At 56.9% G+C, this 26,065-nt stretch carries 27 protein-coding genes and 1 pseudogene; 17 read left to right on the top strand and 11 right to left on the bottom strand.

The genetic code is table 11. The features are described 5' to 3' along the window. Positions 1–14: 14 nt before the first annotated feature. The 3 genes from garR to ACF8PE_RS15400 are packed head-to-tail and all read right to left on the bottom strand — an operon-like array spanning position 15 to position 3,050. Positions 15–905 carry a 2-hydroxy-3-oxopropionate reductase gene (garR, locus tag ACF8PE_RS15390; RefSeq protein ID WP_032614359.1) on the bottom strand — a complete coding sequence of 297 codons (891 nt, stop codon included), beginning with the start codon at positions 903–905 and terminating at the stop codon, positions 15–17. Positions 906–929: 24 nt separating this feature from the next. Next, the gene (garL, locus tag ACF8PE_RS15395; RefSeq protein ID WP_032614360.1) at positions 930–1,700 is read right to left on the bottom strand and encodes a 2-dehydro-3-deoxyglucarate aldolase; all 771 of its coding nucleotides are present in this window, start codon (positions 1,698–1,700) and stop codon (positions 930–932) included. A gap of 15 nt (positions 1,701–1,715) precedes the next feature. Then, positions 1,716–3,050, bottom strand: coding sequence for an MFS transporter (locus ACF8PE_RS15400; RefSeq protein WP_392495053.1), 1,335 nt, complete (start codon positions 3,048–3,050; stop codon positions 1,716–1,718). Between the two features lie 413 nt (positions 3,051–3,463). Here ACF8PE_RS15400 and garD point away from each other — a divergent pair, with 413 nt between their 5' ends. The 8 genes from garD (at position 3,464) to ACF8PE_RS15440 (ending at position 11,499) form a co-directional block, all read left to right on the top strand. Beyond that, a complete protein-coding gene (garD, locus tag ACF8PE_RS15405) occupies positions 3,464–5,035 on the top strand; it encodes a galactarate dehydratase (protein ID WP_077226317.1) in 1,572 nt (523 codons plus the stop codon). A 175-nt stretch (positions 5,036–5,210) separates the two neighbouring features. Beyond that, positions 5,211–6,065: a tagatose bisphosphate family class II aldolase gene (locus ACF8PE_RS15410; protein WP_392495054.1), complete on the top strand. Its 855-nt coding sequence runs from the start codon at positions 5,211–5,213 to the stop codon at positions 6,063–6,065. A 22-nt stretch (positions 6,066–6,087) separates the two neighbouring features. Further along, positions 6,088–7,359: a tagatose-bisphosphate aldolase subunit GatZ gene (gatZ, locus tag ACF8PE_RS15415; RefSeq protein ID WP_392495055.1), complete on the top strand. Its 1,272-nt coding sequence runs from the start codon at positions 6,088–6,090 to the stop codon at positions 7,357–7,359. A 13-nt stretch (positions 7,360–7,372) separates the two neighbouring features. Beyond that, the gene (gene gatA / locus ACF8PE_RS15420; protein WP_392495056.1) at positions 7,373–7,840 is read left to right on the top strand and encodes a PTS galactitol transporter subunit IIA; all 468 of its coding nucleotides are present in this window, start codon (positions 7,373–7,375) and stop codon (positions 7,838–7,840) included. 27 nt (positions 7,841–7,867) lie between these two features. Beyond that, the gene (gene gatB / locus ACF8PE_RS15425) at positions 7,868–8,152 is read left to right on the top strand and encodes a PTS galactitol transporter subunit IIB (RefSeq protein WP_392495057.1); all 285 of its coding nucleotides are present in this window, start codon (positions 7,868–7,870) and stop codon (positions 8,150–8,152) included. Positions 8,153–8,156: 4 nt separating this feature from the next. Further along, positions 8,157–9,530 (top strand): PTS galactitol transporter subunit IIC, encoded by a 1,374-nt coding sequence (locus tag ACF8PE_RS15430; RefSeq protein WP_392495058.1) that lies wholly within the window; start codon positions 8,157–8,159, stop codon positions 9,528–9,530. 41 nt (positions 9,531–9,571) lie between these two features. After that, complete coding sequence (gatD, locus tag ACF8PE_RS15435; RefSeq protein WP_200142332.1) at positions 9,572–10,615, top strand: galactitol-1-phosphate 5-dehydrogenase; 1,044 nt, start codon at positions 9,572–9,574, stop codon at positions 10,613–10,615. 110 nt (positions 10,616–10,725) lie between these two features. Then, positions 10,726–11,499 carry a DeoR/GlpR family DNA-binding transcription regulator gene (locus tag ACF8PE_RS15440; protein WP_032614377.1) on the top strand — a complete coding sequence of 258 codons (774 nt, stop codon included), beginning with the start codon at positions 10,726–10,728 and terminating at the stop codon, positions 11,497–11,499. Positions 11,500–11,580: 81 nt separating this feature from the next. On the opposite strand, the gene rsmI is transcribed toward ACF8PE_RS15440, so the two are convergent. After that, entirely contained in the window at positions 11,581–12,444 is an 864-nt protein-coding gene (gene rsmI / locus ACF8PE_RS15445) for a 16S rRNA (cytidine(1402)-2'-O)-methyltransferase (protein ID WP_270735335.1), read from the bottom strand. 62 nt (positions 12,445–12,506) lie between these two features. On the opposite strand from rsmI, the gene ACF8PE_RS15450 reads away from it, so the two are divergent. Genes ACF8PE_RS15450 through dolP form a run of 4 tightly spaced genes read left to right on the top strand, consistent with a single transcriptional unit; the run spans position 12,507 to position 16,207 of the window. Then, complete coding sequence (locus tag ACF8PE_RS15450) at positions 12,507–14,657, top strand: penicillin-binding protein activator (RefSeq protein WP_103792791.1); 2,151 nt, start codon at positions 12,507–12,509, stop codon at positions 14,655–14,657. Further along, entirely contained in the window at positions 14,615–15,010 is a 396-nt protein-coding gene (locus ACF8PE_RS15455; RefSeq protein WP_032614383.1) for a YraN family protein, read from the top strand. Before ACF8PE_RS15450 ends, ACF8PE_RS15455 begins: the two co-directional genes overlap by 43 nt. Before the next feature lie 21 nt (positions 15,011–15,031). Next, positions 15,032–15,622, top strand: a complete 591-nt coding sequence (diaA, locus tag ACF8PE_RS15460; protein WP_032614385.1) for a DnaA initiator-associating protein DiaA — start codon at positions 15,032–15,034, stop codon at positions 15,620–15,622. 9 nt (positions 15,623–15,631) lie between these two features. After that, on the top strand, positions 15,632–16,207 hold the full coding sequence (dolP, locus tag ACF8PE_RS15465; protein WP_032614388.1) for a division/outer membrane stress-associated lipid-binding lipoprotein: 576 nt from the start codon (positions 15,632–15,634) through the stop codon (positions 16,205–16,207). 37 nt (positions 16,208–16,244) lie between these two features. On the opposite strand, the gene ACF8PE_RS15470 is transcribed toward dolP, so the two are convergent. Further along, complete coding sequence (locus ACF8PE_RS15470) at positions 16,245–16,889, bottom strand: NAD(P)H-binding protein (RefSeq protein WP_392495059.1); 645 nt, start codon at positions 16,887–16,889, stop codon at positions 16,245–16,247. A gap of 126 nt (positions 16,890–17,015) precedes the next feature. On the opposite strand from ACF8PE_RS15470, the gene ACF8PE_RS15475 reads away from it, so the two are divergent. After that, positions 17,016–17,534, top strand: coding sequence for a type 1 glutamine amidotransferase domain-containing protein (locus ACF8PE_RS15475; protein ID WP_032614390.1), 519 nt, complete (start codon positions 17,016–17,018; stop codon positions 17,532–17,534). On the opposite strand, the gene ACF8PE_RS15480 is transcribed toward ACF8PE_RS15475, so the two are convergent. Beyond that, positions 17,520–17,948, bottom strand: a complete 429-nt coding sequence (locus tag ACF8PE_RS15480) for a YhbP family protein (protein WP_032614393.1) — start codon at positions 17,946–17,948, stop codon at positions 17,520–17,522. The two genes, ACF8PE_RS15475 and ACF8PE_RS15480, sit on opposite strands and share 15 nt — an antisense overlap. 14 nt (positions 17,949–17,962) lie before the next feature. Here ACF8PE_RS15480 and ACF8PE_RS15485 point away from each other — a divergent pair. Next, positions 17,963–18,303, top strand: a pseudogene (locus ACF8PE_RS15485) (GIY-YIG nuclease family protein). On the opposite strand, the gene ACF8PE_RS15490 reads toward ACF8PE_RS15485, so the two are convergent. Then, complete coding sequence (locus tag ACF8PE_RS15490) at positions 18,290–18,793, bottom strand: GNAT family N-acetyltransferase (RefSeq protein WP_032614397.1); 504 nt, start codon at positions 18,791–18,793, stop codon at positions 18,290–18,292. The pseudogene ACF8PE_RS15485 and the gene ACF8PE_RS15490 sit on opposite strands and share 14 nt — an antisense overlap. Beyond that, entirely contained in the window at positions 18,787–19,311 is a 525-nt protein-coding gene (locus ACF8PE_RS15495; protein WP_392495060.1) for an SCP2 domain-containing protein, read from the bottom strand. Before ACF8PE_RS15495 ends, ACF8PE_RS15490 begins: the two co-directional genes overlap by 7 nt. 221 nt (positions 19,312–19,532) lie before the next feature. Between ACF8PE_RS15495 and ACF8PE_RS15500 the strand changes: the two genes are divergently transcribed. The 3 genes from ACF8PE_RS15500 to ACF8PE_RS15510 all read left to right on the top strand — a co-directional run bounded on the left by ACF8PE_RS15500 (position 19,533) and on the right by ACF8PE_RS15510 (position 22,511). Next, complete coding sequence (locus ACF8PE_RS15500) at positions 19,533–20,528, top strand: peptidase U32 family protein (protein WP_032614401.1); 996 nt, start codon at positions 19,533–19,535, stop codon at positions 20,526–20,528. Between the two features lie 8 nt (positions 20,529–20,536). Continuing rightward, entirely contained in the window at positions 20,537–21,415 is an 879-nt protein-coding gene (locus ACF8PE_RS15505) for a U32 family peptidase (protein WP_262658800.1), read from the top strand. Positions 21,416–21,503: 88 nt separating this feature from the next. Continuing rightward, complete coding sequence (locus ACF8PE_RS15510; RefSeq protein WP_392495061.1) at positions 21,504–22,511, top strand: luciferase-like monooxygenase; 1,008 nt, start codon at positions 21,504–21,506, stop codon at positions 22,509–22,511. A gap of 78 nt (positions 22,512–22,589) precedes the next feature. Here the strand turns inward: ACF8PE_RS15510 and mtr are convergent, their stop codons facing one another. From mtr to yrbN, 3 genes are all read right to left on the bottom strand, one after another. After that, positions 22,590–23,831, bottom strand: a complete 1,242-nt coding sequence (mtr, locus tag ACF8PE_RS15515; protein ID WP_392495062.1) for a tryptophan permease — start codon at positions 23,829–23,831, stop codon at positions 22,590–22,592. Positions 23,832–23,973: 142 nt separating this feature from the next. After that, positions 23,974–25,890, bottom strand: coding sequence for a DEAD/DEAH family ATP-dependent RNA helicase (locus ACF8PE_RS15520; RefSeq protein WP_032614409.1), 1,917 nt, complete (start codon positions 25,888–25,890; stop codon positions 23,974–23,976). Beyond that, complete coding sequence (gene yrbN, locus ACF8PE_RS15525) at positions 25,883–25,963, bottom strand: protein YrbN (protein WP_098946273.1); 81 nt, start codon at positions 25,961–25,963, stop codon at positions 25,883–25,885. Before yrbN ends, ACF8PE_RS15520 begins: the two co-directional genes overlap by 8 nt. Between the last annotated feature and the right edge of the window lie 102 nt (positions 25,964–26,065).

Genomic DNA, 26,065 nt, shown 5'->3' on the forward strand with positions numbered 1-26,065 from the left:
CGCGCCCGTCTTTGTTAGCGAGAGACTTCGACTTTCGCCAGTTTTTCGTAATAGCAGGCAATGGCGCTGTGGTCGGCCGTGCCCAGTCCGTCGGCACGCAGGGCCTGCATCATCTCCATCACCGCCGCAGTGAGCGGCAGTTGCGCGCCTACGCCGTGGGAGGTGTCCAGCGCGTTAGCCAGATCTTTAATGTGCAGATCGATACGGAAGCCAGGCTTGAAGTTACGATCCATCACCATCGGCGCTTTGGCATCCAGCACGGTGCTGCCCGCCAGGCCGCCACGGATCGCCTGATACACCAGATCCGGGTTAACACCCGCTTTGGTCGCCAGGGTCAGGGCTTCGGACATGGCTGCGATGTTCAGGGCCACAATCACCTGGTTTGCCAGCTTGGTGACGTTACCTGCGCCAATTTCACCGGTATGTACCACAGAGCCAGCCATCGCTTTCAGCAGATCGTAATATTTGTCGAAAATGGCCTTGTCGCCGCCCACCATCACAGAGAGGGTACCGTCGATGGCTTTCGGCTCGCCGCCGCTCACAGGCGCATCCAGCATGTCGATGCCTTTTGCTTTCAGCGCTTCGCTGATTTCGCGACTGGCCAGCGGTGCGATGGAACTCATGTCGATCAGCACGGTGCCGGGTTTAGCGCCTTCAATGATGCCGCCTTCGCCCAGCGCCACTTCTTGCACGTGCGGGGAGTTTGGCAGCATGGTGATGATCACATCGCACTGCTCGGCAATCGCCTTTGCCGTGGCCGCCGTTTCTGCGCCAGCGGCAATCACTTCGGCAATGGCTTCCGGGTTACGGTCTGCAACCACCAGTGAGTAACCTGCTTTGATGAGGTTTTTACTCATTGGTTTACCCATGATACCCAGGCCAATAAAACCAACTTTCAGTGTCATAACGTCTCTCTCTTTCTGTGGTGGTTATTTCTTAAAGGAATCAGCTAATTTCTGCGTTGCAGAGCGGAACACGCCGAGGTCGCTGCCGACGGCAACAAAGGTCGCACCCCATTCCAGATAGCGGCGGGCATCGGCTTCAACCGGTGCCAGAATGCCAGCCGGCTTACCGTGTGCTTTGGCGCGGGCAAAGATGTGCTGAATGGCGCGCTGCACTTCCGGGTGGTTGGCATTGCCGAGATGGCCGAATGCCGCAGCCAGGTCGCTTGGGCCGACAAAGATGCCGTCCACGCCGTCAGTGGCGGCGATAGCATCGACGTTGTCCACGCCCTGCTGGCTCTCGATCTGTACCAGGATGGTGATGTTCTTATTTGACTGGGCCAGGTAATCCGGTACGGTGCCAAACATGTTGGCGCGATGGGAGACCGACACGCCGCGAATACCTTCTGGCGGATAGCGGGTGGAAGCCACCGCCTGCACCGCCTCTTCCTCGTTTTCCACAAACGGAATCAGGAAGTTGTAGAAGCCGATATCCAGCAGGCGCTTAATGATCACCGGCTCATTGGTCGGGACACGCACTACCGGCGCGCTGTGGCTGCCTTTCAGCGCCATCAGCTGCGGGATAAACGTAGTGATGTCGTTCGGCGCATGTTCACCGTCCAGGACCAGCCAGTCAAAACCTGCCAGCCCCAGCACTTCGGTGCTGATAGGACTTGCCAGCGCGGACCAGCAACCGATCTGAATCTGATGCGCCGCGAGGGCCGCTTTAAATTTGTTCGGGAAAATATCGTTACTCATCGCTTATACCTTTGCTTATTTCTGCAATTCCATACGTTTGATGTCACCCACTACGAACAGGTAGCAGAACATCGCCATCAGCGCGGAACAGCCTACAAATACCAGTGCCGCGTTGAACGAATGCAGCTCACTGACCAGATAGCCAATCACCAGCGGAGTGACGATTGACGCTACGTTGCCAAAGACGTTAAACACACCGCCACACAGCCCAACAATCTCTTTTGGTGCGGTATCGGAAATCACCGGCCAGCCCAGGGCACAAAACCCTTTGCCGAAGAAGGCCAGCGCCATCAGGGCCACCACCAGCGCGGTGTTATTGGTGTAGTTGCACAGAATGATTGAGGAGGCCAGCAGCATACCCAGCACAATCGGCAGCTTACGCGCCAGGGTAATCGACTTCCCTTTCTTAATCAGGTGATCCGAGAACACGCCGCCCAGTACGCCACCGGCAAACCCGCACAGTGCCGGAATCGACGCCACCAGGCCCACCTTCAGGATCGACATCCCCTTCTCCTGCACCAGATAAATCGGGAACCAGGTGAGGAAGAACCAGGTGATGGTATTGATAAAGTATTGTCCGAAAAATACGCCCAGCATCATGCGGTTGGACAATAACTGTTTGATGTAATGCAGCTTCGGACCGTTGGCCGCTTTATCGCCCGGCTTTTTATGGTCCATATCGACTACCGCGCCGCCGTCCTTAATAAATTTCAGCTCTTCGGCAGTCATACGTGGATGGTCGGTTGGGTTATGAATCAGCTTCACCCACAGGCCGGTCAGCACAAAGCCAATCACGCCCATCACGGTAAAGACATGCTCCCAGCCCCAGGCGAAGGTCAGCCAGCCGAGCAGCGGAGAGAATAGCGCCAGCGAGAAATATTGGGCGGAGTTAAAAATGGCCGATGCCGTACCGCGCTCTTTGGTCGGGAACCAGGCCGCCACAATACGGGCGTTGGCCGGGAAAGACGGTGCTTCGGAGAAGCCGAGCATAAAGCGCATAAAGAACATCGACACGCCAGCCCACGCCAGCGGGAAGAGGTCAACAAAGCCCTGCAGGAAGGTAAACAGTGACCAGAAGAACAGGCTGTACGTATAAACTTTTTTCGAACCGAACTTGTCCAGCAGCCAGCCGCCGGGGATCTGCATGAGCAGGTAGGCCCAGCCGAAGGCGGAGAAGATATACCCCATCGACACGGCGCTTAACTGAAGTTCTTTAGCAACTTCCGTTCCGGCAATAGAGAGCGTGGCGCGGTCGGCGTAATTGACGGCGGTAACAATAAAGATAATAAGCAGTATTAAATAGCGGGTCGGAGCCACCTTTTTTGTTTCAACAGTAGTATCCAGCAACATTTGTATTTCCTCTGGTACATCAGCGAATTATTTTTATTATTTTAAGAAAGAGGTATTCCTGATTATTTCAGCAGTAGCAGGCAAACCCGGTTAATAAACCCGGAGCCACGAAATCGTTAATGAGTATAATCAACCGCCCTCTGCCCCGCATTGTTGCATCGCTCAATTATGAAGTCTTAAATGAATATAATATTGAGCATATGCACAACAACCTGGGCGCTGATGCACAGATTTCGCCATTGCCCCCCTTACGCCTGGGCGCATGTCAAAAATGAGTGATCGACATCACATTTTTAATTTCCTGCGCCTGACATTCTTTATTCCACTGAGCAGAGTCTTTATTTCCGATAACAAGAAAATACACGTACTCTTTGACAAATTAATTATCCCCACTCGCTGGAGAATACTGGACAATGGCCGACATCGAAATTCGACAAACGTCACCGGGCGCGTTTTATATTAAGGTGCACGACACCGATAACGTGGCGATTATTGTTAACGATCAGGGGTTAAAAGCCGGAACGCGTTTCCCGGACGGGCTTGAACTGATCGAACATATTCCGCAGGGCCATAAAGTGGCGCTGGTCGATATCCCGGCGCAGGGCGAAATTGTGCGTTACGGCGAAGTCATTGGCTATGCCGTACGGGCGATCCCGCAGGGCAGCTGGATTGACGAATCCCTGGTTGCGCTTCCTGAAGCGCCGCCGCTGAACACCCTGCCGCTGGCGACCCGCGTGCCGGAGCCAATGCCAGCCCTGGAAGGCTATACCTTTGAAGGCTTCCGCAATCCAGACGGCAGCGTTGGCACCAAAAACCTGCTTGGTATCAGCACCAGCGTGCACTGCGTGGCGGGCGTGGTCGATTTCGTGGTGAAGATTATTGAGCGTGACCTGCTGCCAAAATACCCGAACGTTGACGGCGTGGTGGGTCTGAACCATCTGTACGGCTGCGGCGTGGCGATCAACGCCCCGGCGGCGATTGTGCCGATCCGTACCATTCACAATATCGCGCTAAACCCGAACTTTGGCGGCGAAGTGATGGTGGTGGGCCTCGGTTGCGAAAAACTGGTCCCGGAAAAACTGTTACAGGGCACGGAAGATACGCAGGCCATTCCTGTCGATAGCGCCAGCGTCGTGCGTTTGCAGGATGAGCAGCACGTCGGTTTCCGTTCCATGGTCGACGACATTTTGCAGGTAGCTGAGCGCCATCTGGCGAAGCTGAACCAGCGTAAGCGTGAAACCTGCCCGGCCTCTGAGCTGGTAGTAGGCATGCAGTGCGGCGGCAGCGATGCCTTCTCCGGCGTGACTGCTAACCCGGCCGTGGGTTATGCCTCGGACCTGCTGGTGCGCTGCGGCGCCACGGTGATGTTCTCGGAAGTGACCGAAGTGCGGGATGCCATTCACCTGCTCACGCCGCGCGCCATCAACGAAGAGGTGGGTAAACGCCTGTTGGAAGAGATGGCCTGGTACGATAATTATCTCGACATGGGCAAAACCGACCGCAGCGCCAACCCCTCGCCGGGCAACAAGAAAGGCGGCCTGGCGAACGTGGTGGAAAAAGCCCTTGGCTCTATCGCCAAATCGGGCCAGAGCGCCATTGTTGAGGTGCTCTCGCCGGGTCAGCGTCCGACCAAACGCGGCCTGATCTATGCCGCCACGCCAGCCAGCGATTTCGTCTGTGGCACCCAGCAGGTGGCCTCCGGGATCACCGTGCAGGTGTTCACCACCGGGCGCGGTACGCCGTACGGCCTGATGGCCGTTCCCGTCATTAAAATGGCGACGCGTACCGAGCTGGCTAACCGTTGGTTTGATCTGATGGATATCAACGCTGGCACCATCGCTACGGGCGAAGAGACGATTGAGGATGTGGGCTGGAAGCTGTTCCACTTTATTCTCGACGTGGCCAGCGGTCGCAAGAAAACCTTCTCGGATCAGTGGGGATTACACAATCAGCTGGCGGTATTTAACCCGGCTCCTGTGACCTGATAGTGCAGTAAACCTCTTTAGCATGGCTCCGGCCATGCTTTTTTTTGCCTTTCGTTCTTTCGCAAACTTCCTTTCTCTTTCGCTTCTTTCGTTTTTACGATACCAATCACAAAAAAGCATTCCGAAACACTATATCTTCTTTCGAAGAAAACAAACGAAAGGTTTCGGAGGAAGAATGCACATCATTTCGACCAAAGCGATGCTCACGAAAGCTCAGCGAGAAGGTTACGCGGTTCCAGCTTTCAATATTCATAATCTCGAAACGCTGCAGGTTGTTGTCGAGACTTCCGCCGAGCTGCGCTCGCCGCTGATCGTTGCCGGAACACCTGGCACCTTCAGCTATGCCGGGATCGGCAATATCGTGGCTATCGCGGGCGATCTGGCAAAAACGCATAACCAGCCGCTGGCGATCCATCTCGATCATCACGAAACGTTCGACGACATCGCCCAAAAAGTGCAGGCAGGCGTGCGCTCGGCAATGATCGACGGATCGCACCTGCCGTTTGCCGATAACGTGGCGCTGGTAAAACGGGTCACCGACTACTGCCATCGCTATGACGTCAGCGTGGAGGCGGAGCTGGGTCGACTTGGCGGTCAGGAAGATGACCTGGTGGTGGATAGCAAAGATACCCTTTACACCCATCCGCAGCAGGCCCGCGAGTTCGTGGCACTGACCGGCATCGACTCCCTTGCCGTCGCCATTGGCACCGCCCACGGCCTCTATACAGCCACGCCAAAACTCGATTTTGAACGTCTGGAAGAGATTCGCAGCCATGTGGACGTTCCGCTGGTGCTGCACGGCGCCTCGGGACTTTCTTCCGCCGATATCCGCCGGGCTATTGGTCTTGGTATCTGCAAAGTGAACGTCGCCACCGAGCTGAAAATCGCCTTTTCCGACGCGCTGAAAAGTTATCTTGCGGAGCATCCTGAAGCCAGCGATCCCCGTCACTACATGATCCCCGCCAAAACCGCCATGAAAGAGGTGGTCCGCAAAGTCATTCATGACTGCGGCTGCGAAGGCGAACTCTGACCCCCACAACCCGGAGAAAACGGTGAAAAATATTATTGCCCGCCATAAAGCGGGAGAACATCTCGGTATCTGTTCCGTCTGTTCAGCGCACCCGCTGGTGATCGAAGCCGCCCTGCGCTTTGATCTGGCAAGCGGTAACAGTGTCCTCATTGAAGCCACGTCCAACCAGGTAAATCAGTATGGTGGCTATACCGGCATGAAGCCGGCCGACTTCCGCGATTTTGTTCTGAACATCGCCGAAAAGGTGGGCTTCCCGCAACAAAGGCTAATCCTCGGTGGAGATCATCTTGGGACGAACTGCTGGCAGAATGAACCCGCAGAGACGGCGATGGAGAAAGCCGTCGAGCTGATTAAGGCTTATGTGGCTGCGGGCTTCAGCAAGATCCATCTTGATGCATCGATGTCATGCGCCGACGATCCCATTCCCCTGGATCCCGTGATAGTAGCCCAGCGTGCGGCGCGGCTGTGCCAGGCAGCGGAAGAGACCGCCAGCAACGCGCAGAAAATGGCGCTGACCTATGTCATTGGCACCGAAGTGCCGGTACCGGGCGGCGAGGCCAGCAGTATTGACACTGTACATGTCACCCGCGTGGAGGATGCCGCGCGCACCCTCGAAACACATCAGGCCGCATTCCAGGCTCTGGGTCTGGATGAAGCAATGACCCGGGTCATTGCTATCGTAGTGCAGCCCGGCGTTGAGTTCGACCATACCCAGATCATCCACTATCAGCCGCAGGCCGCTGAAGCGTTGTCGGGCTGGATCCGCCAGACGCCGATGGTTTATGAAGCGCACTCTACAGATTACCAGTCCAGACGGGCGTACCGGGCACTGGTGAAGGATCATTTTGCGATCCTGAAGGTCGGCCCAGCCCTCACCTTCGCCCTGCGCGAGGCCATTTTTGCCCTGGCGCAGATGGAGACGGCACTGATCGCCCCGGAAGATCGCAGCCGCGTGCTGGAGGTGATCGACGAGGTAATGCTGAACGAGCCGGATTACTGGAAAAAATACTATCGCCCAACCTGGAGCCAGGCGATGGTGGACATTCACTTTAGCCTGTCAGACCGCATTCGCTACTACTGGCCGCACCCACGGATCCGTCAGAGTGTGGACAAGCTACTCGCTAACCTGGACAGCCTGACCCTGCCGCTGGGGTTGATCAGCCAGTACATGCCTGTGCAGTTTGAACGCGTCACCGCACAAACCCTTGCCCCAACGCCTCAGGCGCTGGTCATCGACAGAATACAGGACGTTTTACGTGCGTACCGCTACGGCTGCGCGCCTGACGCTACTTAAGACTGGAGGATTCATGAGCAAACTGTTTGTCCGTACCGGCATTGATTTTGCCACTTGCCAGCAGGCGCTGGCTCATATCGGCGAGGAGATGCTGGCGAAGGGGGTCGTCCATCCTACGTATCCTGCCGCACTACTGGAGAGGGAAGCGGTGTTCCCCACCGGTATCGCCCTGGAAAAACATGCCGTGGCGATCCCGCACTGCGAGGCGATTCATGCCAGAGAACCGGCACTTTACCTGATCCGTCCTGACAATCCGGTTCATTTTCATCAGGCTGATGACGATACGGAGATCGCCGTGTCGCTGATTATCGCCCTGATAGTGGAAAACCCTTCAGCGCAACTTACCCTGCTGCGCCGGCTATTTAGTGAGCTGCAAAAACCAACCCTGATGGAGACGTTGCTTACCGCGCCGGACCACCAGCTGGAGGCCCTGTTTGCGGAGGCCATCCTGATGACCGAACCCTGTAAGCAAGCCTCGTAACATACTGATAATAAGAAGGAGTACCCTATGAAACGTAAAGTTATCGTCGCCTGTGGAGGCGCCGTTGCCACCTCCACCATGGCTGCCGAAGAGATCAAAGAGCTGTGTGATGCCCACAACATCACCCTGGATCTGGTGCAGTGCCGGGTGACCGAAATTGAAACCTATATGGACGGCGCAGACCTGATCTGCACCACTGCAAAAGTCGACCGTACCTTTGGTGACATTCCGGTGGTCCACGGTATGCCGTTTGTATCGAGCGTCGGCATTGAAGCCCTACAGCAAAAAATCCTGACCATCCTCGAGGGGTAAGATCATGTTTACCGAAATCATGCGGTATATCCTCGATCTGGGGCCGACGGTCATGCTGCCCATCGTCATCATTATCTTCTCGAAGCTGCTGGGGATGAAGTTGGGCGACTGCTTTAAATCCGGTCTGCATATCGGGATTGGCTTTGTCGGGATCGGGCTGGTTATTGGCCTGATGCTCGACTCCATCGGTCCGGCGGCCAAAGCGATGGCGGAGCAGTTCCAGATTAACTTGCACGTGGTGGACGTGGGCTGGCCAGGTTCATCACCTATGACCTGGGCTTCGCAGATTGCGCTGGTGGCGATCCCAGTGGCGATTGGTGTCAACGTGCTCATGCTGGTCACCCGTATGACCCGCGTGGTGAACGTCGATATCTGGAACATCTGGCATATGACCTTTACCGGGGCGATGCTGCATCTGGCTACCGGCTCTTACTGGCTCGGGATCCTCGGCGTGGTAGTCCACGCGGCCTTTGTCTACAAGCTGGGAGATTGGTTTGCCAAAGACACACGCGACTTCTTCGGCCTGGAAGGGATTGCCATCCCGCATGGCTCCTCCGCTTACCTTGGCCCGATTGCGGTGCTGGTCGATACACTCATTGAGAAGACCCCCGGGCTGAAGCGCATCCACTTCAGCGCCGACGATGTGCAGAAACGCTTTGGCCCGTTTGGCGAGCCGGTCACTGTCGGTTTTGTTATGGGGCTGGTTATCGGTTTGCTGGCTGGTTACGACACCAAAGGCGTATTACAACTGGCGGTAAAAACCGCTGCGGTGATGCTACTGATGCCGCGCGTCATCAAGCCGATCATGGACGGCCTTACGCCGATTGCTAAACATGCGCGTAAGCGTCTGCAGGCAAAATTTGGCGGGCAGGAGTTCTTAATCGGCCTCGATCCGGCGCTGCTGCTGGGCCATACCTCGGTAGTTTCTGCCAGCCTGATCTTTATCCCGCTGACCATCCTGATTGCGGTACTGGTGCCGGGCAACCAGGTCCTGCCGTTTGGCGACCTGGCCACTATCGGCTTCTTCGTGGCGATGGCTGTGGCGGTGCATCAGGGCAACCTGTTCCGCACCCTCATCTCCGGCGTCATCATCATGAGCATCACCCTGTGGATCGCTACCCAGACCATCGGCCTGCATACAAAGCTTGCTGAGAATGCCGGGGCGCTGAAAGCAGGTGGGATGGTGGCCTCTCTCGACCAGGGCGGCTCGCCCATCACCTGGCTGCTGATCCAGCTCTTTACCTGGCAAAACGTGGTGGGTTTCCTGGTGATTGGTGTTTTCTACACTACCGGCGTGCTGCTCACCTGGCGCCGCGCCCGCGCCTGTAGCGCAGCAGAAAAACGCGATGAGGCCCCACAGAGCCAGACGGCTTCTTAATATCCGGGGAGCGCTGCTCCCCTCTTTTTCTGGAGTGAATCATGAAATCAGTGGTAATTCATGCTGAGGGTCAGGTGCGCGTGGAAGAGCGCCCTGTCCCGGACATTCAGGCTGCAGATGACGTGCGCGTGCGCGTGGTCTGCTCGGGATTATGCGGTTCGGATATCCCGCGTATTTTTGCCAAAGCGGCTCACTATTACCCTATCACCCTGGGTCATGAATTCAGCGGCTACGTTGACGTCTGTGGCTCAGGCATCGACGATCTGGAGGCTGGCGATGCAGTCGCGTGCGTTCCGCTACTGCCCTGCTTCTCCTGCCCGGAGTGTAAAAAAGGCTACTTCTCGTTGTGTAAGCAATACCAGTTCGTCGGCTCCCGCAGCGAAGGCGGGAACGCCGAGTACATTGTGGTGAAGCGCGCTAATCTATTCCGTCTGCCTGCGGAGATGGCCATTGAAGACGGCGCCTTTATCGAGCCTATCACCGTCGGGTTGCATGCATTCCACCTTGCCCAGGGCTGTGAGGGCAAAAATGTGATTATCGTGGGGGCGGGCACTATCGGCCTGCTGGCCATGCAATGCGCGTTGGCGTTGGGTGCGGCAAGCGTGACTGCCATTGATATCAATGATGATAAGCTGGCGCTGGCGACCTCGCTGGGGGCAAACCGGGTATTCAACAGTAAAGCCCTGAGTGCAGATGAGATGCTGGCGGCCCTTCACGAGACGCGTTTCGATCAGCTGGTGCTGGAAACGGCTGGCACACCGCAAACCGTCGCCCTTGCTATCGATATCGCCGGGCCACGCGCCCAGGTGGTGCTGGTAGGAACCCTGCACCATGACCTGAATTTATCTGCCGCGAACTTTGGCAAGATCCTGCGCAAAGAGCTGACCCTGCAAGGCAGCTGGATGAACTACTCTGCGCCATGGCCAGGTGTTGAGTGGGAGACCGCTGCCCGGTTGCTTTGCGAGAAAAAATTGCGACTGGAGCCACTGATCGCCTTGACCGGCGACAGCGAAAATTTTGCCCATGCCATTCAGGCACTAAATGGATCACCAATGCAGGGTAAAATCCTGCTGCGCCTGGAATAAACTCATGAGCCAGCAACCGGAGCTGGCTCACATTTACTTTCGAACGCTAGCGTTCACCTTTCGCATCCCTTCGATTAAACTGGAGTAAGTTAATTATCAGGCAAAACAAAATGAACTCATTTGAGCGAAGGAACAAAATCGTTGATCTGGTGAATGCTAACGGCAGCGTGTTAGTACTCGACCTTTCGAATTCTTTTGGCATCTCCGAGGTCACTATCCGCGCCGACCTGCGTTTGCTGGAAGAGAAAGGGCTAGTGACGCGTTTTCACGGTGGGGCGGCAAAGCCGGGCAGTAATTTGGGTGAAAATGAAAACCAGGAAGTACTGCTGGAAGATCGCTACAGTCTCGCCAGTGACCCTAAAAAACGTATCGCCCTGGCAGCAGTAACGATGATCGAAGAGGGGATGACGGTAATTTTAGACAGCGGCAGCACCACCATGCTTATCGCTGAAGCGCTGGCAAAGAAGGCTAATATCACGGTGATCACCAACAGCTTACCCGCTGCTTTCGCCTTATCGGACAACAAAGACATCACCCTGGTAGTGTGCGGAGGTACCGTACGCCATAAGACCCACTCCATGCATGGCACCATCGCCGAACGCTCGCTGGCGGGCATTAGCGCCGATCTGATGTTTGTCGGAGCTGACGGGATCGACACTACCAACGGCATCACCACCTTCAACGAAGGGTACTCGATCAGCAGCGTGATGGCGGCGGCTGCGCATAAGGTGATTGCTGTACTGGACGCGAGCAAGTTCAACCGTCGCGGGTTTAACCAGGTGCTGCCGATGGCGGAGATTGACTGTGTGATTACCGACGAAGGGATCGGTGAGAAAGAGCTGAAGAGCCTGAAACAAACGTCAGTTGAGCTCATTGTGGTTTAAATGCGCCCGATGGCGATTCGCTTATCGGGCCTACGTGACGATTTGTAGGCTGGGTAAGCGAAGCCCCACCCAGCAAAAGGCTTACTCCCCTTGCTGTTCCAGGGCGTGCTTATACAGCGCATTCTTTTTCACGCCGTGGATCTCTGCCGCCAGCGCAGCCGCTTTTTTTAAGGGCAGTTCGGCCTGCAGCAGCGCCAGGGTGCGTAGCGCATCGGCAGGCAGGGCGTCCTCTTCAGCTTTATGCCCTTCGACAATCAGCACCATCTCGCCTTTACGGCGGTTTTCGTCCTCTTTCACCCACGCCAGCAACTCGCCGACCGGCAGACCGTGGATGGTCTCCCAGGTTTTGGTCAGCTCGCGCGCCAGCACCACGTAACGCGCCTCACCCCAGACGGCGACCATATCCTCCAGACTCTCCAGCAGGCGGTGGGTCGATTCGTAGAAAATCAGGGTACGCGGTTCGGCTTCGAGCGCCTTCAGCACGTCGCGACGGCCTTTGGATTTGGCGGGCAAAAAGCCCTCATAGCAGAAACGATCCGACGGCAGGCCCGCCGCGCTCAGTGCGGCAATGGCGGCGCACGGCCCCGGCAACGGCACAACGCGAATCCCCGCTTCACGGCAGGTGCGCACCAGGTGATAGCCCGGGTCGTTGATCAGCGGCGTACCGGCATCGGACACCAGGGCGATGTTCTGTCCCTCTTTCAGTTTGGCCACCAGCATGGCGGCTTTTTGCTGCTCGTTATGATCGTGCAGGGCAAACAGGCGGGCGTTAATCGCAAAATGTTGCAGGAGCAGGCCGGTATGGCGGGTATCTTCAGCCGCAATAAGATCAACGCTTTGCAACACGGTGAGCGCACGTTGGGTAATATCAGATAAATTCCCGATAGGAGTAGGTACAATATAAAGCTGACCCTGAGAATTATCTGCCGTTTCGTGTTGTTTCATTGTTTCATCCGTATTGCCGATTTAATATTGAGCATTGCGTAAAAAATATCACTGGATACAGTATGGTACCCTTAACGTTTCTTCATAATAAAGTCACGCGCAGCCTTCCGCTGGTGCTGGCAGCCCTGATCTTTGCTGGCTGTGGTACGCAGGCGCCCGATCAAAGTGCTGCCCATATGGAGGGTACAGCGCAGGCTGACTCCGGTTTTTATCTGCACCAGATGGAGCAAAGCTCAGATGATACCCGGATCAACTGGCAATTACTCGCCATTCGTGCACTGCTGAAAGAAGGTAAAACCCAGCACGCCGCCGATCTGTTTAACCAGTTGCCGCAGGATCTGAGCGAGACGCAGCGCCGCGAGCAGACACTGCTGGCCGCTGAACTGAAAATTGCGCAGAACGATGTGGCCGGGGCGAAAAAGATCCTCGGAAATATCGACATCAGTACGCTGGATAAAAACCAGCAGGCGCGTTTCTGGCAGGCCGGCATTGCCGCGGAACAGGGACGCCCTTCCCTGACGCTGCTACGGGCGCTGATTGCCCAGGAGCCGCTGCTCGCTGGCGCTGAAAAACAGAAAAATATCGATGCCACCTGGCAGACGCTCTCCGCGATGAATCCCGATCAGGCCAATGCCCTCGTGATCAATGCCGACGAAAATGTCCTGCAGGGCTGGCTGGATCTGCAGCGCGTCTGGTTCGATAACCGCAACGATCCGACCATGCTGAAAGCCGGCATCAAAGACTGGCAGACCCGCTACCCGAATAACCCGGGTGCGACCCTGCTGCCTACTCAGCTGGTCAATGTGCAGAACTTTAAGCCCGCCTCCACCAGCAAAATTGCCCTACTGCTGCCGCTGGGTGGCCAGGCCGCCGTCTTTGGCCGCACTATCCAGCAGGGTTTTGACGCGGCGAGAAATGGCACCGCTGCCGTCACGGGTAATGCCGTTCCCGCTCAGGTCGCCCAGGCGGCCAACGCCGGTGATGTGGTAAGCCCGTCCAGTGCCGAAACCAACGACCTGACCACGGCTCAACCCGTTGCCGTGCAGGAAGGTACGATGCAGAATCCGGTCCAGGCCCCTCAGACCCGAGAACCTGTCGCCGCACCGAATAACACCGTGCAGGATCCGGCCCAGGCCCCTGAGACCACGGAACCTGTCGCCGCACCGAATGACTCCGTACAGGATCCGATGCAGGCACCTGCCACTGAGCAAGCGCCTCAGACCACGGCCATCGCCAACCCGGCCGCCGAGGTGAAAGTGTATGACACCAGCACCCAACCGCTCGACCAGGTGCTGAATCAGGTGCAGCAGGATGGGGCCAGCATCGTCGTAGGTCCGCTGCTGAAAAACAACGTCGAAGAGCTGATGAAGAGCAGAACGCCGTTGAACGTGCTGGCCCTCAACCAGCCGGAGCAGGTGCAGAACCTCCCGAACGTCTGCTACTTCGCCCTGTCGCCAGAAGACGAAGCCCGCGATGCCGCGCGCCATATCCACGAGCAAGGGAAGCAGGCGCCTCTGCTGCTGATCCCACGTAGCCAGCTGGGCGATCGTGTCGCTACCGCCTTTGCCGAGGAGTGGCAACAGTTGGGCGGCGGCATTGTTCTGCAGCAAAAATTTGGCTCCAGCGCTGAACTGCGCGCGGGCGTTAACGGCGGAGCGGGTATTGCGCTGACCGGTAGCCCTGTCACGTCCAGCCTGCCGCAGCAGCAGGGCGTGACGATTGGCGGCCTGACTATCCCGGCACCGCCTACGGACGCGCAGATCAGCGGCGGCGGCAACGTCGATGCGGCTTACATCATCGCCACCCCCGAAGAGATCGGTTTTATCAAACCGATGATCGCTATGCGTAACGGCAGTCAGGCTGGCGTGTCGCTGTATGCCAGCTCGCGCAGCGCGCAGGGCACCGCTGGCCCGGACTTCCGTCTCGAGATGGAAGGCCTGCAGTACAGCGAAATTCCGATGCTGGCAGGCGCTAACCCGGCGCTGATGCAGCAGGCGTTGAACAGCGTACGTAACGACTACTCGCTGGCGCGTCTGTACGCGATGGGCGTGGATGCCTGGGCGCTGGCGAACCACTTCACCCAGATGCGTCAGGTGCCAGGCTTTGAACTTAACGGCAACACTGGCGATCTCACCGCCACTCAGGACTGCGTGATTAACAGGAAGTTATCATGGCTCAAATACCAGCAAGGACAGATCGTTCCGGCCAGCTAACCCGTAAACAGACCGGCGACGCGCGCGAGTCAGAGGCGCGTCGCTGGCTTGAGCGCAAAGGACTGCGCTTTATCGCCGCGAACGTTCGCGCGCGCGGCGGGGAAATTGACCTTATTATGCAGGACGGCCCGACCATCGTGTTCATCGAGGTGCGCTACCGCCAGTCTTCTCATTATGGTGGGGCCGCCGCCAGCGTGACCCGGGCGAAGCAGCAAAAATTATTACTCACCGCCCAGTTGTGGCTTGCCCGGCATAATGGCAGCTTTGATACTGTGGATTGCCGGTTCGATGTGGTAGCCTTCACCGGAAACGCCATCGAATGGTTCAAAAACGCCTTCGGCGCAGACGCGTAAATCAGATCGTTAAGGGATACCGTGCTCGAAAGAATTAAGGTTTGCTTCACCGAAAGCATTCAGACTCAGATCGCAGCGGCAGAAGCGCTGCCGGACGCCATCTCCCGTGCGGCGATGACGCTGGTCCAGTCCCTGCTTAACGGCAACAAAATCCTCTGTTGTGGCAACGGCACCTCGGCCGCCAACGCACAGCATTTTGCTGCCAGTATGATTAATCGTTTTGAGACAGAGCGTCCTAGCTTACCTGCCATTGCACTTAATACCGATAACGTGGTCTTAACAGCGATTGCTAACGATCGTCTCCATGATGAGATCTATGCCAAACAGGTGCGTGCGTTAGGACACGCCGGTGATGTGCTGCTGGCTATCTCTACGCGCGGCAACAGCCGCGACATCGTCAAAGCCGTTGAAGCCGCCGTCACGCGCGACATGACCATCGTCGCACTGACCGGTTACGATGGCGGCGAGCTGGCGGGGCTGTTAGGTCCTCATGATGTTGAGATCCGTATTCCTTCTCACCGCAGCGCCCGCATCCAGGAGATGCACATGCTGACGGTGAACTGTTTATGCGATCTGATCGATAACACGCTTTTCCCTCACCAGGATGATTAAGGAGTATACATGAAGGCACTTTCGCCCCTCGCAGTCCTTATTTCTGCGCTGCTGCTTCAGGGATGTGTGGCTGCAGCGGTAGTGGGTACCGCGGCAGTGGGCACCAAAGCCGCGACTGACCCGCGTTCCGTGGGCACACAGGTAGATGACGGCACCCTGGAACTGCGCGTGAACAGCGCACTGTCCAAAGACCAACAAATTAAGAAAGAAGCGCGCATCAACGTTACGGCTTACCAGGGCAAAGTCTTGCTGGCAGGCCAGGCGCCAAATACCGAACTTGCCGCCCGTGCGAAGCAGATCGCGATGGGTGTAGAGGGCGCCACTGAGGTGTTTAATGAAGTGCGCCAGGGTCAGCCGATTGGCCTGGGTGAGGCCTCAAACGATACCTGGATCACCACGAAAGTGCGCTCCCAGCTGTTGGGTAGCGATCAGGTAAAATCCTCTAACGTGAAGGTGACCACCGAGAACGGCGAAGTGTTCCTGCTCGGCCTGGTGACTGACCGCGAAGGCAAAGCGGCGGCAGATATCGCCAGCCGGGTGAGCGGCGTGAAACACGTCACCACCGCGTTTACCTATCTGAAGTAGTTATCCCCTGCCCTCTGCTGCCATCAGCAGAGGGCCATTAGCCTTGCCCCTGCGCCATCTCCCTGATCTTCGCTGACGTAATAATATTGACGCCACCCGGCGACGCACCCAGCGCCTCCTGCAGCATCACCTGCGCCACATCCCGCGCCTCGACTGACTTCCAGTTGCCGGGCAACAGGCTAAACAGCGGCGCAAACAGTGACTCACTGAAGCGATGCTTCTCTCGTTCACCCAGCAACATTGAGGGCCGCACGAGGGTCAGTCGCTCCCACTTCTGGGCGATCAGGGCCTCTTCCATTTTGCCTTTTACTTTGTTGTAGAAGAACGGCGAGTGCGCGTTGGCTCCCATCGCACTGACCACCAGCAGATGTTTCGCCCCGAGCCGTTTGCCGGTCAGGGCCGTATCCACCACCAGGGTATAGTCGGCATGGATAAAGGCCTCTTTGCTGCCTGCTTCACGCCGCGTGGTACCCAGACAGCAAAAAACGGTATCCACCGGATCCTGCACCTGAGCCAGGGCATCGGTTAGCTGCGGATCGTTTGGATTGAACACACCTTCGATATCCCCCAGCGGGCGACGTGTCGGAGCGGCGATATAGTTAACTCTCCGATCCTGAATCAGCATACGCAGCAGGTGCCCACCCACAAGACCAGTCGCGCCGGTAATTAAAACCTGACTCATTATTCCTCCTTTGCAGATTAGTCCGTATGCGATTTCATGCTCTTCAACCACACTTAGTAGTCTCATTGCAAAGTATTTACCACAAGCGAAGAAAAAGCTGTCTGAAGCCAAAACAACGGAGGAAGCATGAGCAAGAAAATTGCAGTCTTGATCACCGACGAGTTTGAAGATTCAGAATTCACCTCGCCTGCCGAGGCGTTCCGCAAAGCGGGACATGAGGTGATCACAATCGAAAAACAGGCGGGAAAAACGGTGAAAGGCCATAAAGGCGAAGCCAGCGTTTCCATTGATAAAGCTATCGACGAAGTGCAGCCCGCAGAGTTTGACGCCCTGCTGCTACCCGGCGGCCACTCCCCGGATTCACTGCGCAGCGACTCGCGTTTCGTGACCTTTACCCGTGATTTTGTCGATTCTGGCAAACCGGTGTTCGCCATTTGCCATGGCCCGCAGCTGCTGATCAGCGCCGAAGTGGTGCGCGGCCGCAAATTAACGGGCGTGAAATCGATCGCCATTGATCTGAAAAACGCCGGGGCGGATTTCCACGATCAGGAGGTGGTGGTTGATAAAGATCAGCTTGTCACCAGCCGTACGCCGGAAGATCTGATCGCGTTTAACCGCGAGGCGCTGCGCTTACTCGGCGCGTAGCCAGTGATGTTTTTTACCAAAGCCTAACGTGTTGTCAGTGAACTTAAGTTCATCCAGACGGATTTCCCATACGGGAGCTGGCATTGCGGCGGCTACCGGAAAGCGACGAAGGTAGTGCTTACGCATGGCGTCGCTTTCCTCCCCTTCCAGACGACGGATCTCCCCTTTAAATTGCACCCCGCGGATCAAGGCCACATTCTTTGGCTGTCCGTTGACGGTGCCCGCGACCCTGGCCTGCCTGCCGCTCATCTGGGCATGACGGGTTTTATCCTCGCTTAAGACATAGAACGCCACCCGCTGTGGATCGTAGTAGTAAAAGGCATTGGCGCACCACAGCTCATCGTCATGATGCACACACCAGGTGACCACATGCTGCTTCGCCAGCCAGCGGTTGATAGCGGCCAGAGTTTCCATTTCGCTTCTCTCTCGTGCTAAGGTGCGTTCACCTTAACATAATGAATCTTTCGCCGTGTGCTGGTTTCTCTATCTGGTTCGAACTGCTGATAATGCGCTCTATACGGGGATCACTACCGATGTCCCGCGCCGCTTCCTGCAACATCAGACAGGAAAAGGGGCGAAGGCGTTACGCGGCAAAGGAGAACTGACGCTGGCGTTTTCCGCCGTCGTGGGGGATCGGTCGCTGGCGCTACGGCTGGAGTACCGGATCAAACAGCTGACGAAGCGCCAGAAAGAGTGCCTCGTCAGTGGGGATGGAACCTTTGAGGCGCTACGGGAGAGCCTGCAAACGCCGCTGATTAAAAGCGGTTGAAGTGGTCGTGGTATTCGACCAGGCCGCTGACGCCGTTAAGCGCATCGTCTGCCAGACCGTGCAGCTGGAAAGCCGACTCGGTGCCTGGCCAGCGGCAGCGCAGATCGTAATGCGCTGCTTTCTCGAAGCCTAAACGGCTGTAGAACGCCGGATCGCCCAGCGTGACCACCGCGGCATAGCCAAACTCGTTGAGTGAATCCAGCCCTTCGTAGACCAGCTGACGCGCCAGGCCCTGGCCGCGGTAGTTTTCATCCACCGCCAGCGGTGCCATGCCGACCCACTGCAACTCTTCGCCCTGCACGGTGACCGGGCTAAAGGCGACGTAGCCTACAACCTGCCCCTCATCGTCCGTAGCCACCAGGCCCAGGGTAATCAGGCCATCTTCACGAAGGTCCTGAACCAGTTGCGCTTCACCGTCTCCGTCGAAAGCCCGGCGTAATAAGGCATCAATACCCGGCGCATCGATCCCAATCTCTACTCGAATCAACATGGCTCACCTACAGAAGTGTGTTTACTATCCGGCGGCGTTTTCAGGCCCGCCTCGACAAAATCGGCCAGTTGCAGCAGCGCCACGCGCAGCGGCTTCGGCATCTGCTCCAGTTCAATGGCATCCATCAGGTTTTTAACATACAGGCCTAACTCGGTATCGCCCTCAATCACCAGACGGCGCTGGAAAAAGAGCGTGTCAGGATCCTGTTTACGCGCCGCGATCATCAGCAGATCGCTGGCGTCAGCGCTGAAGCTGACATCCGCCTCAGCAGATTCACGTACCACCAGCTGTTCATTTTCAACGGAAGTGTACCAGCGCAGGCCGATGTCCCGCACCTCGATACTTAACCAGCGTCCTTCCAGAAATTCCAGCTCGCCCTCCGCCAGCGCCTGGCGAAACTGCCAGCTTAGTACCTGCTCCAGCACCTGGCGCTTCAGCGCAAAGGGCGCTAGCTTCACCGGCACGCTCAGCAGCGATGGGCCAAATTGTACGAGACGTGAACGCAGTTTATCCAGCACGAGCAATACTCCCTGATATCTATAGTCCTGATATTTTGCCATATCCAGTCGTTGGTATAGCGGCGTAAATCAACAAACTGGCGTCCGGCATAATCCATTATTGGTGCCATCAATACGCCATTAGCTGCCTTAAATCAAAAATTGTCGCCGGATGGTTAACTAAAATCGCTGCTCGATAACAATTTTGCATCCCTCTGGGGCTGCGAACGTCAGGATAAATTATGGAGCTGCTCTGCCCTGCTGGAAATCTACCGGCGCTTAAGGCGGCCATCGAAAACGGCGCCGATGCGGTTTATATCGGGCTGAAGGACGATACCAATGCCCGTCACTTCGCTGGTCTCAATTTTACTGAGAAAAAGCTACAGGAAGCGGTGAGTTTCGTGCACCAGCACCGCCGCAAGCTGCACATCGCCATTAATACCTTTGCCCACCCCGACGGCTATCAACGCTGGCAGCGTGCGGTGGATATGGCGGCACAGCTGGGCGCCGATGCGCTGATCCTTGCCGACCTCGCCATGCTGGAGTATGCCGCCGAACGCTATCCCCATATTGAGCGCCATGTCTCGGTTCAGGCATCGGCCACCAATGAAGAAGCCATTCGCTTTTATCATCGTCACTTCGACGTTGCGCGCGTGGTGCTGCCACGGGTGCTTTCTATTCATCAGGTTAAGCAACTGGCGCGCGTCACGCCAGTTCCGCTGGAAGTTTTTGCCTTTGGCAGCCTGTGCATTATGGCCGAAGGTCGCTGCTACCTCTCCTCCTACTTAACCGGCGAATCCCCTAACACCGTGGGTGCCTGCTCGCCAGCCCGCTTCGTGCGCTGGCAACAAACTCCCCAGGGGCTGGAGTCGCGTCTGAACGAGGTGCTGATTGACCGTTATCAGGACGGCGAAAACGCGGGTTATCCGACGCTGTGTAAAGGCCGCTATCTGGTGGATGGCGAGCGCTATCATGCGCTGGAAGAGCCTACCAGCCTCAATACCCTGGCGCTTTTGCCGGAACTGCTGGCTGCCAATATTGCCTCGGTCAAAATCGAAGGCCGCCAGCGCAGCCCGGCTTACGTCAGCCAGGTGGCAAAAGTGTGGCGCCAGGCGATCGATCGCTGCATGGCAGATCCCAAGCAATATGCCCCGCAACCCGCATGGATGGAGACCCTGGGCGCAATGTCCGAAGGCACTCAGACCACGCTGGGCGCGTATCACCGTAAATGGCAGTGAGATAACGCATGAAATATTCATTAGGACCGGTGCTCTATTACTGGTCAAAAGAGACGCTGGAAGATTTTTACCAGCAGGCCGCAACCAGTCAGGCCGATGTGATTTATCTCGGTGAGGCGGTATGCAGTAAGCGCCGGGCCACTAAAGTGGGTGACTGGCTGGATATGGCAAAAAGCCTGGCAGGCAGCGGCAAACAGGTGGTGCTCTCCACCCTGGCGCTGGTGCAGGCCTCGTCTGAACTGAACGAGCTGAAACGCTACGTGGATAACGGCGAGTTTCTGCTGGAAGCCAGCGATCTCGGCGTGGTGAACCTGTGCGCCGAGCGCAAACTGCCGTTTGTCGCCGGGCATGCGTTGAACTGCTACAACGCCGTAACCCTGCGTCTGTTGCTTAAACAGGGCATGACCCGCTGGTGTATGCCGGTGGAGCTTTCCCGTGACTGGCTGGTCAACATACTGGCGCAGTGCGACGAACTGGGGATCCGCAATCAGTTTGAAGTAGAAGTACTCAGCTATGGCCATCTGCCGCTGGCCTACTCCGCACGCTGCTTTACCGCGCGCTCAGAGAACCTACCGAAGGATGAGTGCGAGACCTGCTGCATCAAATATCCGAACGGGCGCAGCATGCTGTCGCAGGAGAATCAGCAGGTGTTTGTCCTGAACGGAATTCAGACCATGAGCGGGTACGTTTATAACCTCGGTAACGAACTGGCGTCGATGCAAGGGCTGGTGGATATGGTGCGTCTGTCGCCGCTGGGCAAGGAAACCTTCGCCATGATTGACGCCTTCCGCGCCAACGAGCAGGGCGCTGCCCCGCTGCCGCTGACGGCAAACAGCGAGTGCAACGGCTACTGGCGACGGCTGGCCGGGCTGGAGCTGCAGGCGTAAAGATGAAATGTAAAAGCTCACTTTGTTAACAACGGTTATTAAATTTTGATGCAGTATTAAAGATTCACCGTCGACAAAGTGAGCTGTTATGACTGATAAATCCATTCCGTTTTCGGTGCTGGACCTGGCGCCGATACCTGAAGGCTCCTCGGCCCGGGAAGCGTTTACCCACTCTCTGGATCTCGCTCGCCTGGCTGAACAGCGCGGCTATCATCGCTACTGGCTGGCGGAGCACCACAACATGGTTGGGATCGCCAGTGCGGCCACCTCGGTGCTGCTCGGCTATCTGGCAGCCAATACCACTACCCTCCATTTAGGCTCGGGCGGCGTGATGTTGCCGAACCATTCTCCGCTGGTGATTGCCGAACAGTTTGGCACCCTGAATACCCTCTACCCTGGCCGAATCGATCTGGGGCTGGGGCGTGCACCGGGCAGCGATCAGCCCACCATGCGCGCGTTGCGCCGTCATATGGGTGGCGATATCGACAACTTCCCGCGCGATGTGGCGGAACTGGTGGCCTGGTTCGACGCGCATGACCCGAACCCACAGGTACGCCCGGTGCCGGGTTACGGGGAGCAGATCCCGGTCTGGCTGTTGGGTTCCAGCCTGTACAGCGCCCAACTGGCCGCGCAACTGGGGCTGCCGTTTGCCTTCGCCTCACACTTTGCGCCGGATATGCTGCACCAGGCGCTGCATCTTTATCGCACCAACTTCAAACCCTCATCACGGCTCGAAAAACCGTACGCGATGGTGTGTATCAATATCATTGCCGCTGACAGCAACCGCGATGCGGAGTTCCTGTTTACCTCCATGCAGCAGGCGTTTATGAAGCTACGCCGCGGCGAAACAGGGCAACTGCCACCGCCGGTGGAGAATATGCATCAGCTGTGGTCCGCTTCAGAGCAGTATGGCGTCCAGCAGGCGCTGAGCATGTCGCTGGTGGGTGATAAAGCGAAAGTCCTCCATGGACTGGAAGCGGTGCTGCGTGAAACCCAGGCCGACGAGATCATGGTGAATGGCCAGATTTTCGATCACCAGGCGCGATTGCATTCGTTCGATCTGGCAATGCAGGTGAAAGAGGAACTCGTGGGGTAATTTTTTGCCGGGCGGCGCTGCGCCTGCCCGGCCTACGATCATCTTCCTCTCCCGTTGGGAGAGGAGTGAGGAGCGTTACTAGTAAACAGGCAACAGGTTAAAGCTCGACAGTACGTGTACCAGGGCGTTCCCCATCCCGAATACCAGAATCAAAGCAATCATCGGTTTGCCGCCCCAGACGCGGAATTTTGGGCTACCGAAACGTTTACGTGATTTACGTGCCAGCAGCGCGGGCACAATCGCCGCCCAGATGGTTGCCGCCAGCCCTGCATAGCCAATGGCATACAGGAAACCGTTCGGCCACAGCAGGCCACCAATGGCCGGTGGCAGGAAGGTCAGCAGCGCGGTTTTCAGACGGCCCAGCGCGGAATCATCAAAGCCACAAAGATCGGCCAGATAATCAAACAGGCCCAGTGTCACGCCGAGGAAAGAGCTGGCCACAGCAAAATTAGAGAAAATCACCAGTAGCAGATCCAGACTGCGGCTGTTCAGCACCCCGCTCAGAGCCTGCACCAGCACATCGATGTTACCGCCCTTCTGCGCAATGCCGATAAATTCCGGGCGAGGGATGTTGCCCATGGTTCCCAGCAGCCAGATCACATACAGCCCCAGCGCCAGCAGCGTGCCATAGACCAGGCAGCGGGTAATGGTGCGCGGATCTTTGCCGTAGTACTTCATCAGGCTCGGCACGTTGCCGTGATAGCCAAACGACGCCAGGCAGAACGGCAGCGTCATCAGCAGATAGGGAGAGTACGAGGTATTGCTCTCCGCCACATTAAACAGCGTCGCAGGCGTAACGTGCCCCAGCAGGCTGCCGAAGGTCAGGAAAAAAGTAATGACTTTCGCGCCCAGCACAATGGCCGTCATGCGGCTCACCGCTTTGGTGCTCATCCAGACGATGAACGCCACGCCCAGCGCGAAGCACAGCCCCGCCAGCCGCGCAGGCACGTCCAGAGACATCTCCGAGAAGGTGTGATGCAGAATCGAACCGCTTGCCGAGATATAGGCGTAGGTCAGAATGTAGAGCACAAAGGCAATCGAGATGCCGTTGACGATGTTCCAGCGCTTGCCGAGCAAGTCGCGGGTAATGGTGTCAAAGCTCGAACCAATGCGGTAGTTCAGGTTAGCTTCGAGGATCATCAGGCCAGAGTGCAGCATACAGAACCAGGTGAAGATCAGCGCCGCCAGCGACCAGAAGAACCACGCCCCGGACATCACCACTGGCAGAGAGAACATCCCTGCGCCGATAATGGTACCGCCGATGATCACCACACCGCCAAGCAGTGAGGGTGACGTTTGGGTGGTGGTTAGTGTCGCCATACAGCCTTTTCTCCAGTCAATAATTTGGGACCTGCATCTTAATGTGCTGCACTGTACCAGTACGGTAGTACAAAGGGAATAAAAAAAGCCCCGATAACATTATCGGGGCTGTATATTTTACTTTACGACTGAAGCGTAAGGCTTACGCGTCACGACGACGGGCAGGAGCGCTGCCATCTTCGCGACGTGGGCCACGGCTTTCACGGCGCTCACCGCTGAAACGACCTGCTCCTGGCGCAGCGCCTTCACGACGAGGACCACGACCGCCTTCACGACGTTCGCCGCCACCGAAGCCACGGCCAGCAGGACGATCGCCATCACGACGCGGACCACGGTCCGGGCGTGGCTGAGCATCACCCAGCAGCTGCATGTTCATCGGCTTGTTCAGGATGCGGGTGCGAGTAAAGTGCTGCAGTACTTCGCCCGGCATGCCTTTTGGCAGCTCAATGGTAGAGTGGGAACCAAACAGCTTGATGTTACCAATGTAACGGCTGCTGATGTCGCCTTCGTTAGCGATAGCACCAACGATGTGACGAACTTCAACGCCATCATCACGGCCCACTTCAATGCGGTACAGTTCCATTTCGCCTGCGTCACGACGTTCGCGACGTGGACGGTCTTCACCACCACGCTCTGGACGGTCGCCACGTGGGCCACGATCGTTGCGGTCGCCACGACGTTCGAAACGATCGTCACGGTCACGGAATTCACGCTTAGGACGCATTGGCGCATCAGGTGGCACGATCAGGCTACGTTCGCCCTGAGCCATCTTCAGCAGAGCGGCAGCCAGCGTTTCCATATCCAGCTCTTCGCCTTCAGCGGTTGGCTGGATCTGCGCCAGCAGCGCACGGTACTGATCCAGGTCGCTGCTTTCCAGCTGCTGCTGTACTTTCGCGGCGAATTTTTCCAGACGGCGTTTGCCCAGCAGATCTGCGTTAGGCAGGTCGGCTTCTGGAATGGTCAGCTTCATGGTGCGTTCGATGTTACGCAGCAGACGACGCTCGCGGTTCTCAACGAACAGCAGCGCACGACCCGCACGACCTGCACGACCGGTACGGCCGATACGGTGAACGTAAGACTCAGAGTCCATCGGGATGTCGTAGTTAACAACCAGGCTGATACGCTCAACGTCCAGACCACGTGCTGCCACGTCGGTTGCAATCAGGATATCCAGACGACCGTCTTTCAGACGCTCCAGAGTCTGCTCACGCAGGGCCTGGTTCATGTCGCCGTTCAGCGCTGCGCTGTTGTAGCCGCTACGTTCCAGGGCTTCAGCCACTTCCAGGGTCGCATTTTTGGTACGAACGAAGATGATCGCCGCATCAAAATCTTCTGCTTCCAGGAAACGCACCAGCGCTTCGTTTTTACGCATACCGTATACAGACCAGTAGCTCTGGCTGATGTCCGGGCGCGTGGTTACGCTGGACTGGATACGCACTTCCTGCGGATCCTTCATGAAGCGACGGGTAATACGACGGATCGCTTCTGGCATGGTTGCAGAGAACAGAGCGGTCTGATGACCTTCCGGGATCTGCGCCATGATGGTTTCTACGTCTTCGATGAAGCCCATGCGGAGCATTTCGTCAGCTTCATCCAGTACCAGACCGCTCAGTTTAGAGAGATCCAGCGTACCGCGTTTCAGGTGATCCAGCAGACGACCCGGCGTACCGACGACAATCTGTGGGCCTTGACGCAGGGCGCGTAACTGCACGTCATAACGCTGGCCGCCGTACAGGGCAACCACGTTTACGCCGCGCATATGTTTAGAGAATTCAGTCATCGCTTCCGCAACCTGAACAGCCAGTTCACGGGTCGGAGCGAGTACGAGGATCTGCGGCGCGCGCAGGTCAGGATCAATGTTGTTTAGCAGCGGCAGCGAGAACGCTGCAGTTTTACCGCTACCAGTCTGGGCCATGCCCAGCACGTCACGACCAGAGAGCAGATGTGGGATACACTCTGCCTGGATCGGAGATGGTTTTTCGTAACCCAGATCGTTAAGGGATTCAAGGATAGGAGCCTTCAGGCCCAGATCTGCAAAAGTGGTTTCGAATTCAGCCATGTAGTACAAGTGCCTCGATATTAATGGCGGCCAGTCTACATAACTCATCGTGAAAATTTTCGGTAATTTTCATTGAAAGTGTGAACCGGCTCAAAGTAGGTGTATTGACGAACAACAACGCCCTCACCGGTTAAGATGATGGCAATCAAAAGATTACGGGCTGATGTTTATGTCG

Origin of the sequence: Leclercia sp. GLN_9 (assembly GCF_043105735.1) — a bacterium.
Classification (GTDB): domain Bacteria; phylum Pseudomonadota; class Gammaproteobacteria; order Enterobacterales; family Enterobacteriaceae; genus Enterobacter; species Enterobacter adecarboxylatus.

What these genes read in the sequence shown, in the direction of transcription:
- garR (WP_032614359.1), bottom strand. Translation starts at nt 905, where the DNA reads ATGACACTGAAAGTTGGTTTTATTGGCCTGGGTATCATGGGTAAACCA.
- garL (WP_032614360.1), bottom strand. Translation starts at nt 1,700, where the DNA reads ATGAGTAACGATATTTTCCCGAACAAATTTAAAGCGGCCCTCGCGGCG.
- ACF8PE_RS15400 (WP_392495053.1), bottom strand. Translation starts at nt 3,050, where the DNA reads ATGTTGCTGGATACTACTGTTGAAACAAAAAAGGTGGCTCCGACCCGC.
- garD (WP_077226317.1), top strand. Translation starts at nt 3,464, where the DNA reads ATGGCCGACATCGAAATTCGACAAACGTCACCGGGCGCGTTTTATATT.
- ACF8PE_RS15410 (WP_392495054.1), top strand. Translation starts at nt 5,211, where the DNA reads ATGCACATCATTTCGACCAAAGCGATGCTCACGAAAGCTCAGCGAGAA.
- gatA (WP_392495056.1), top strand. Translation starts at nt 7,373, where the DNA reads ATGAGCAAACTGTTTGTCCGTACCGGCATTGATTTTGCCACTTGCCAG.
- gatB (WP_392495057.1), top strand. Translation starts at nt 7,868, where the DNA reads ATGAAACGTAAAGTTATCGTCGCCTGTGGAGGCGCCGTTGCCACCTCC.
- ACF8PE_RS15430 (WP_392495058.1), top strand. Translation starts at nt 8,157, where the DNA reads ATGTTTACCGAAATCATGCGGTATATCCTCGATCTGGGGCCGACGGTC.
- gatD (WP_200142332.1), top strand. Translation starts at nt 9,572, where the DNA reads ATGAAATCAGTGGTAATTCATGCTGAGGGTCAGGTGCGCGTGGAAGAG.
- ACF8PE_RS15440 (WP_032614377.1), top strand. Translation starts at nt 10,726, where the DNA reads ATGAACTCATTTGAGCGAAGGAACAAAATCGTTGATCTGGTGAATGCT.
- rsmI (WP_270735335.1), bottom strand. Translation starts at nt 12,444, where the DNA reads ATGAAACAACACGAAACGGCAGATAATTCTCAGGGTCAGCTTTATATT.
- ACF8PE_RS15450 (WP_103792791.1), top strand. Translation starts at nt 12,507, where the DNA reads ATGGTACCCTTAACGTTTCTTCATAATAAAGTCACGCGCAGCCTTCCG.
- ACF8PE_RS15455 (WP_032614383.1), top strand. Translation starts at nt 14,615, where the DNA reads ATGGCTCAAATACCAGCAAGGACAGATCGTTCCGGCCAGCTAACCCGT.
- dolP (WP_032614388.1), top strand. Translation starts at nt 15,632, where the DNA reads ATGAAGGCACTTTCGCCCCTCGCAGTCCTTATTTCTGCGCTGCTGCTT.
- ACF8PE_RS15470 (WP_392495059.1), bottom strand. Translation starts at nt 16,889, where the DNA reads ATGAGTCAGGTTTTAATTACCGGCGCGACTGGTCTTGTGGGTGGGCAC.
- ACF8PE_RS15475 (WP_032614390.1), top strand. Translation starts at nt 17,016, where the DNA reads ATGAGCAAGAAAATTGCAGTCTTGATCACCGACGAGTTTGAAGATTCA.
- ACF8PE_RS15480 (WP_032614393.1), bottom strand. Translation starts at nt 17,948, where the DNA reads ATGGAAACTCTGGCCGCTATCAACCGCTGGCTGGCGAAGCAGCATGTG.
- ACF8PE_RS15490 (WP_032614397.1), bottom strand. Translation starts at nt 18,793, where the DNA reads ATGTTGATTCGAGTAGAGATTGGGATCGATGCGCCGGGTATTGATGCC.
- ACF8PE_RS15500 (WP_032614401.1), top strand. Translation starts at nt 19,533, where the DNA reads ATGGAGCTGCTCTGCCCTGCTGGAAATCTACCGGCGCTTAAGGCGGCC.
- ACF8PE_RS15505 (WP_262658800.1), top strand. Translation starts at nt 20,537, where the DNA reads ATGAAATATTCATTAGGACCGGTGCTCTATTACTGGTCAAAAGAGACG.
- ACF8PE_RS15510 (WP_392495061.1), top strand. Translation starts at nt 21,504, where the DNA reads ATGACTGATAAATCCATTCCGTTTTCGGTGCTGGACCTGGCGCCGATA.
- mtr (WP_392495062.1), bottom strand. Translation starts at nt 23,831, where the DNA reads ATGGCGACACTAACCACCACCCAAACGTCACCCTCACTGCTTGGCGGT.
- ACF8PE_RS15520 (WP_032614409.1), bottom strand. Translation starts at nt 25,890, where the DNA reads ATGGCTGAATTCGAAACCACTTTTGCAGATCTGGGCCTGAAGGCTCCT.
- yrbN (WP_098946273.1), bottom strand. Translation starts at nt 25,963, where the DNA reads ATGAAAATTACCGAAAATTTTCACGATGAGTTATGTAGACTGGCCGCC.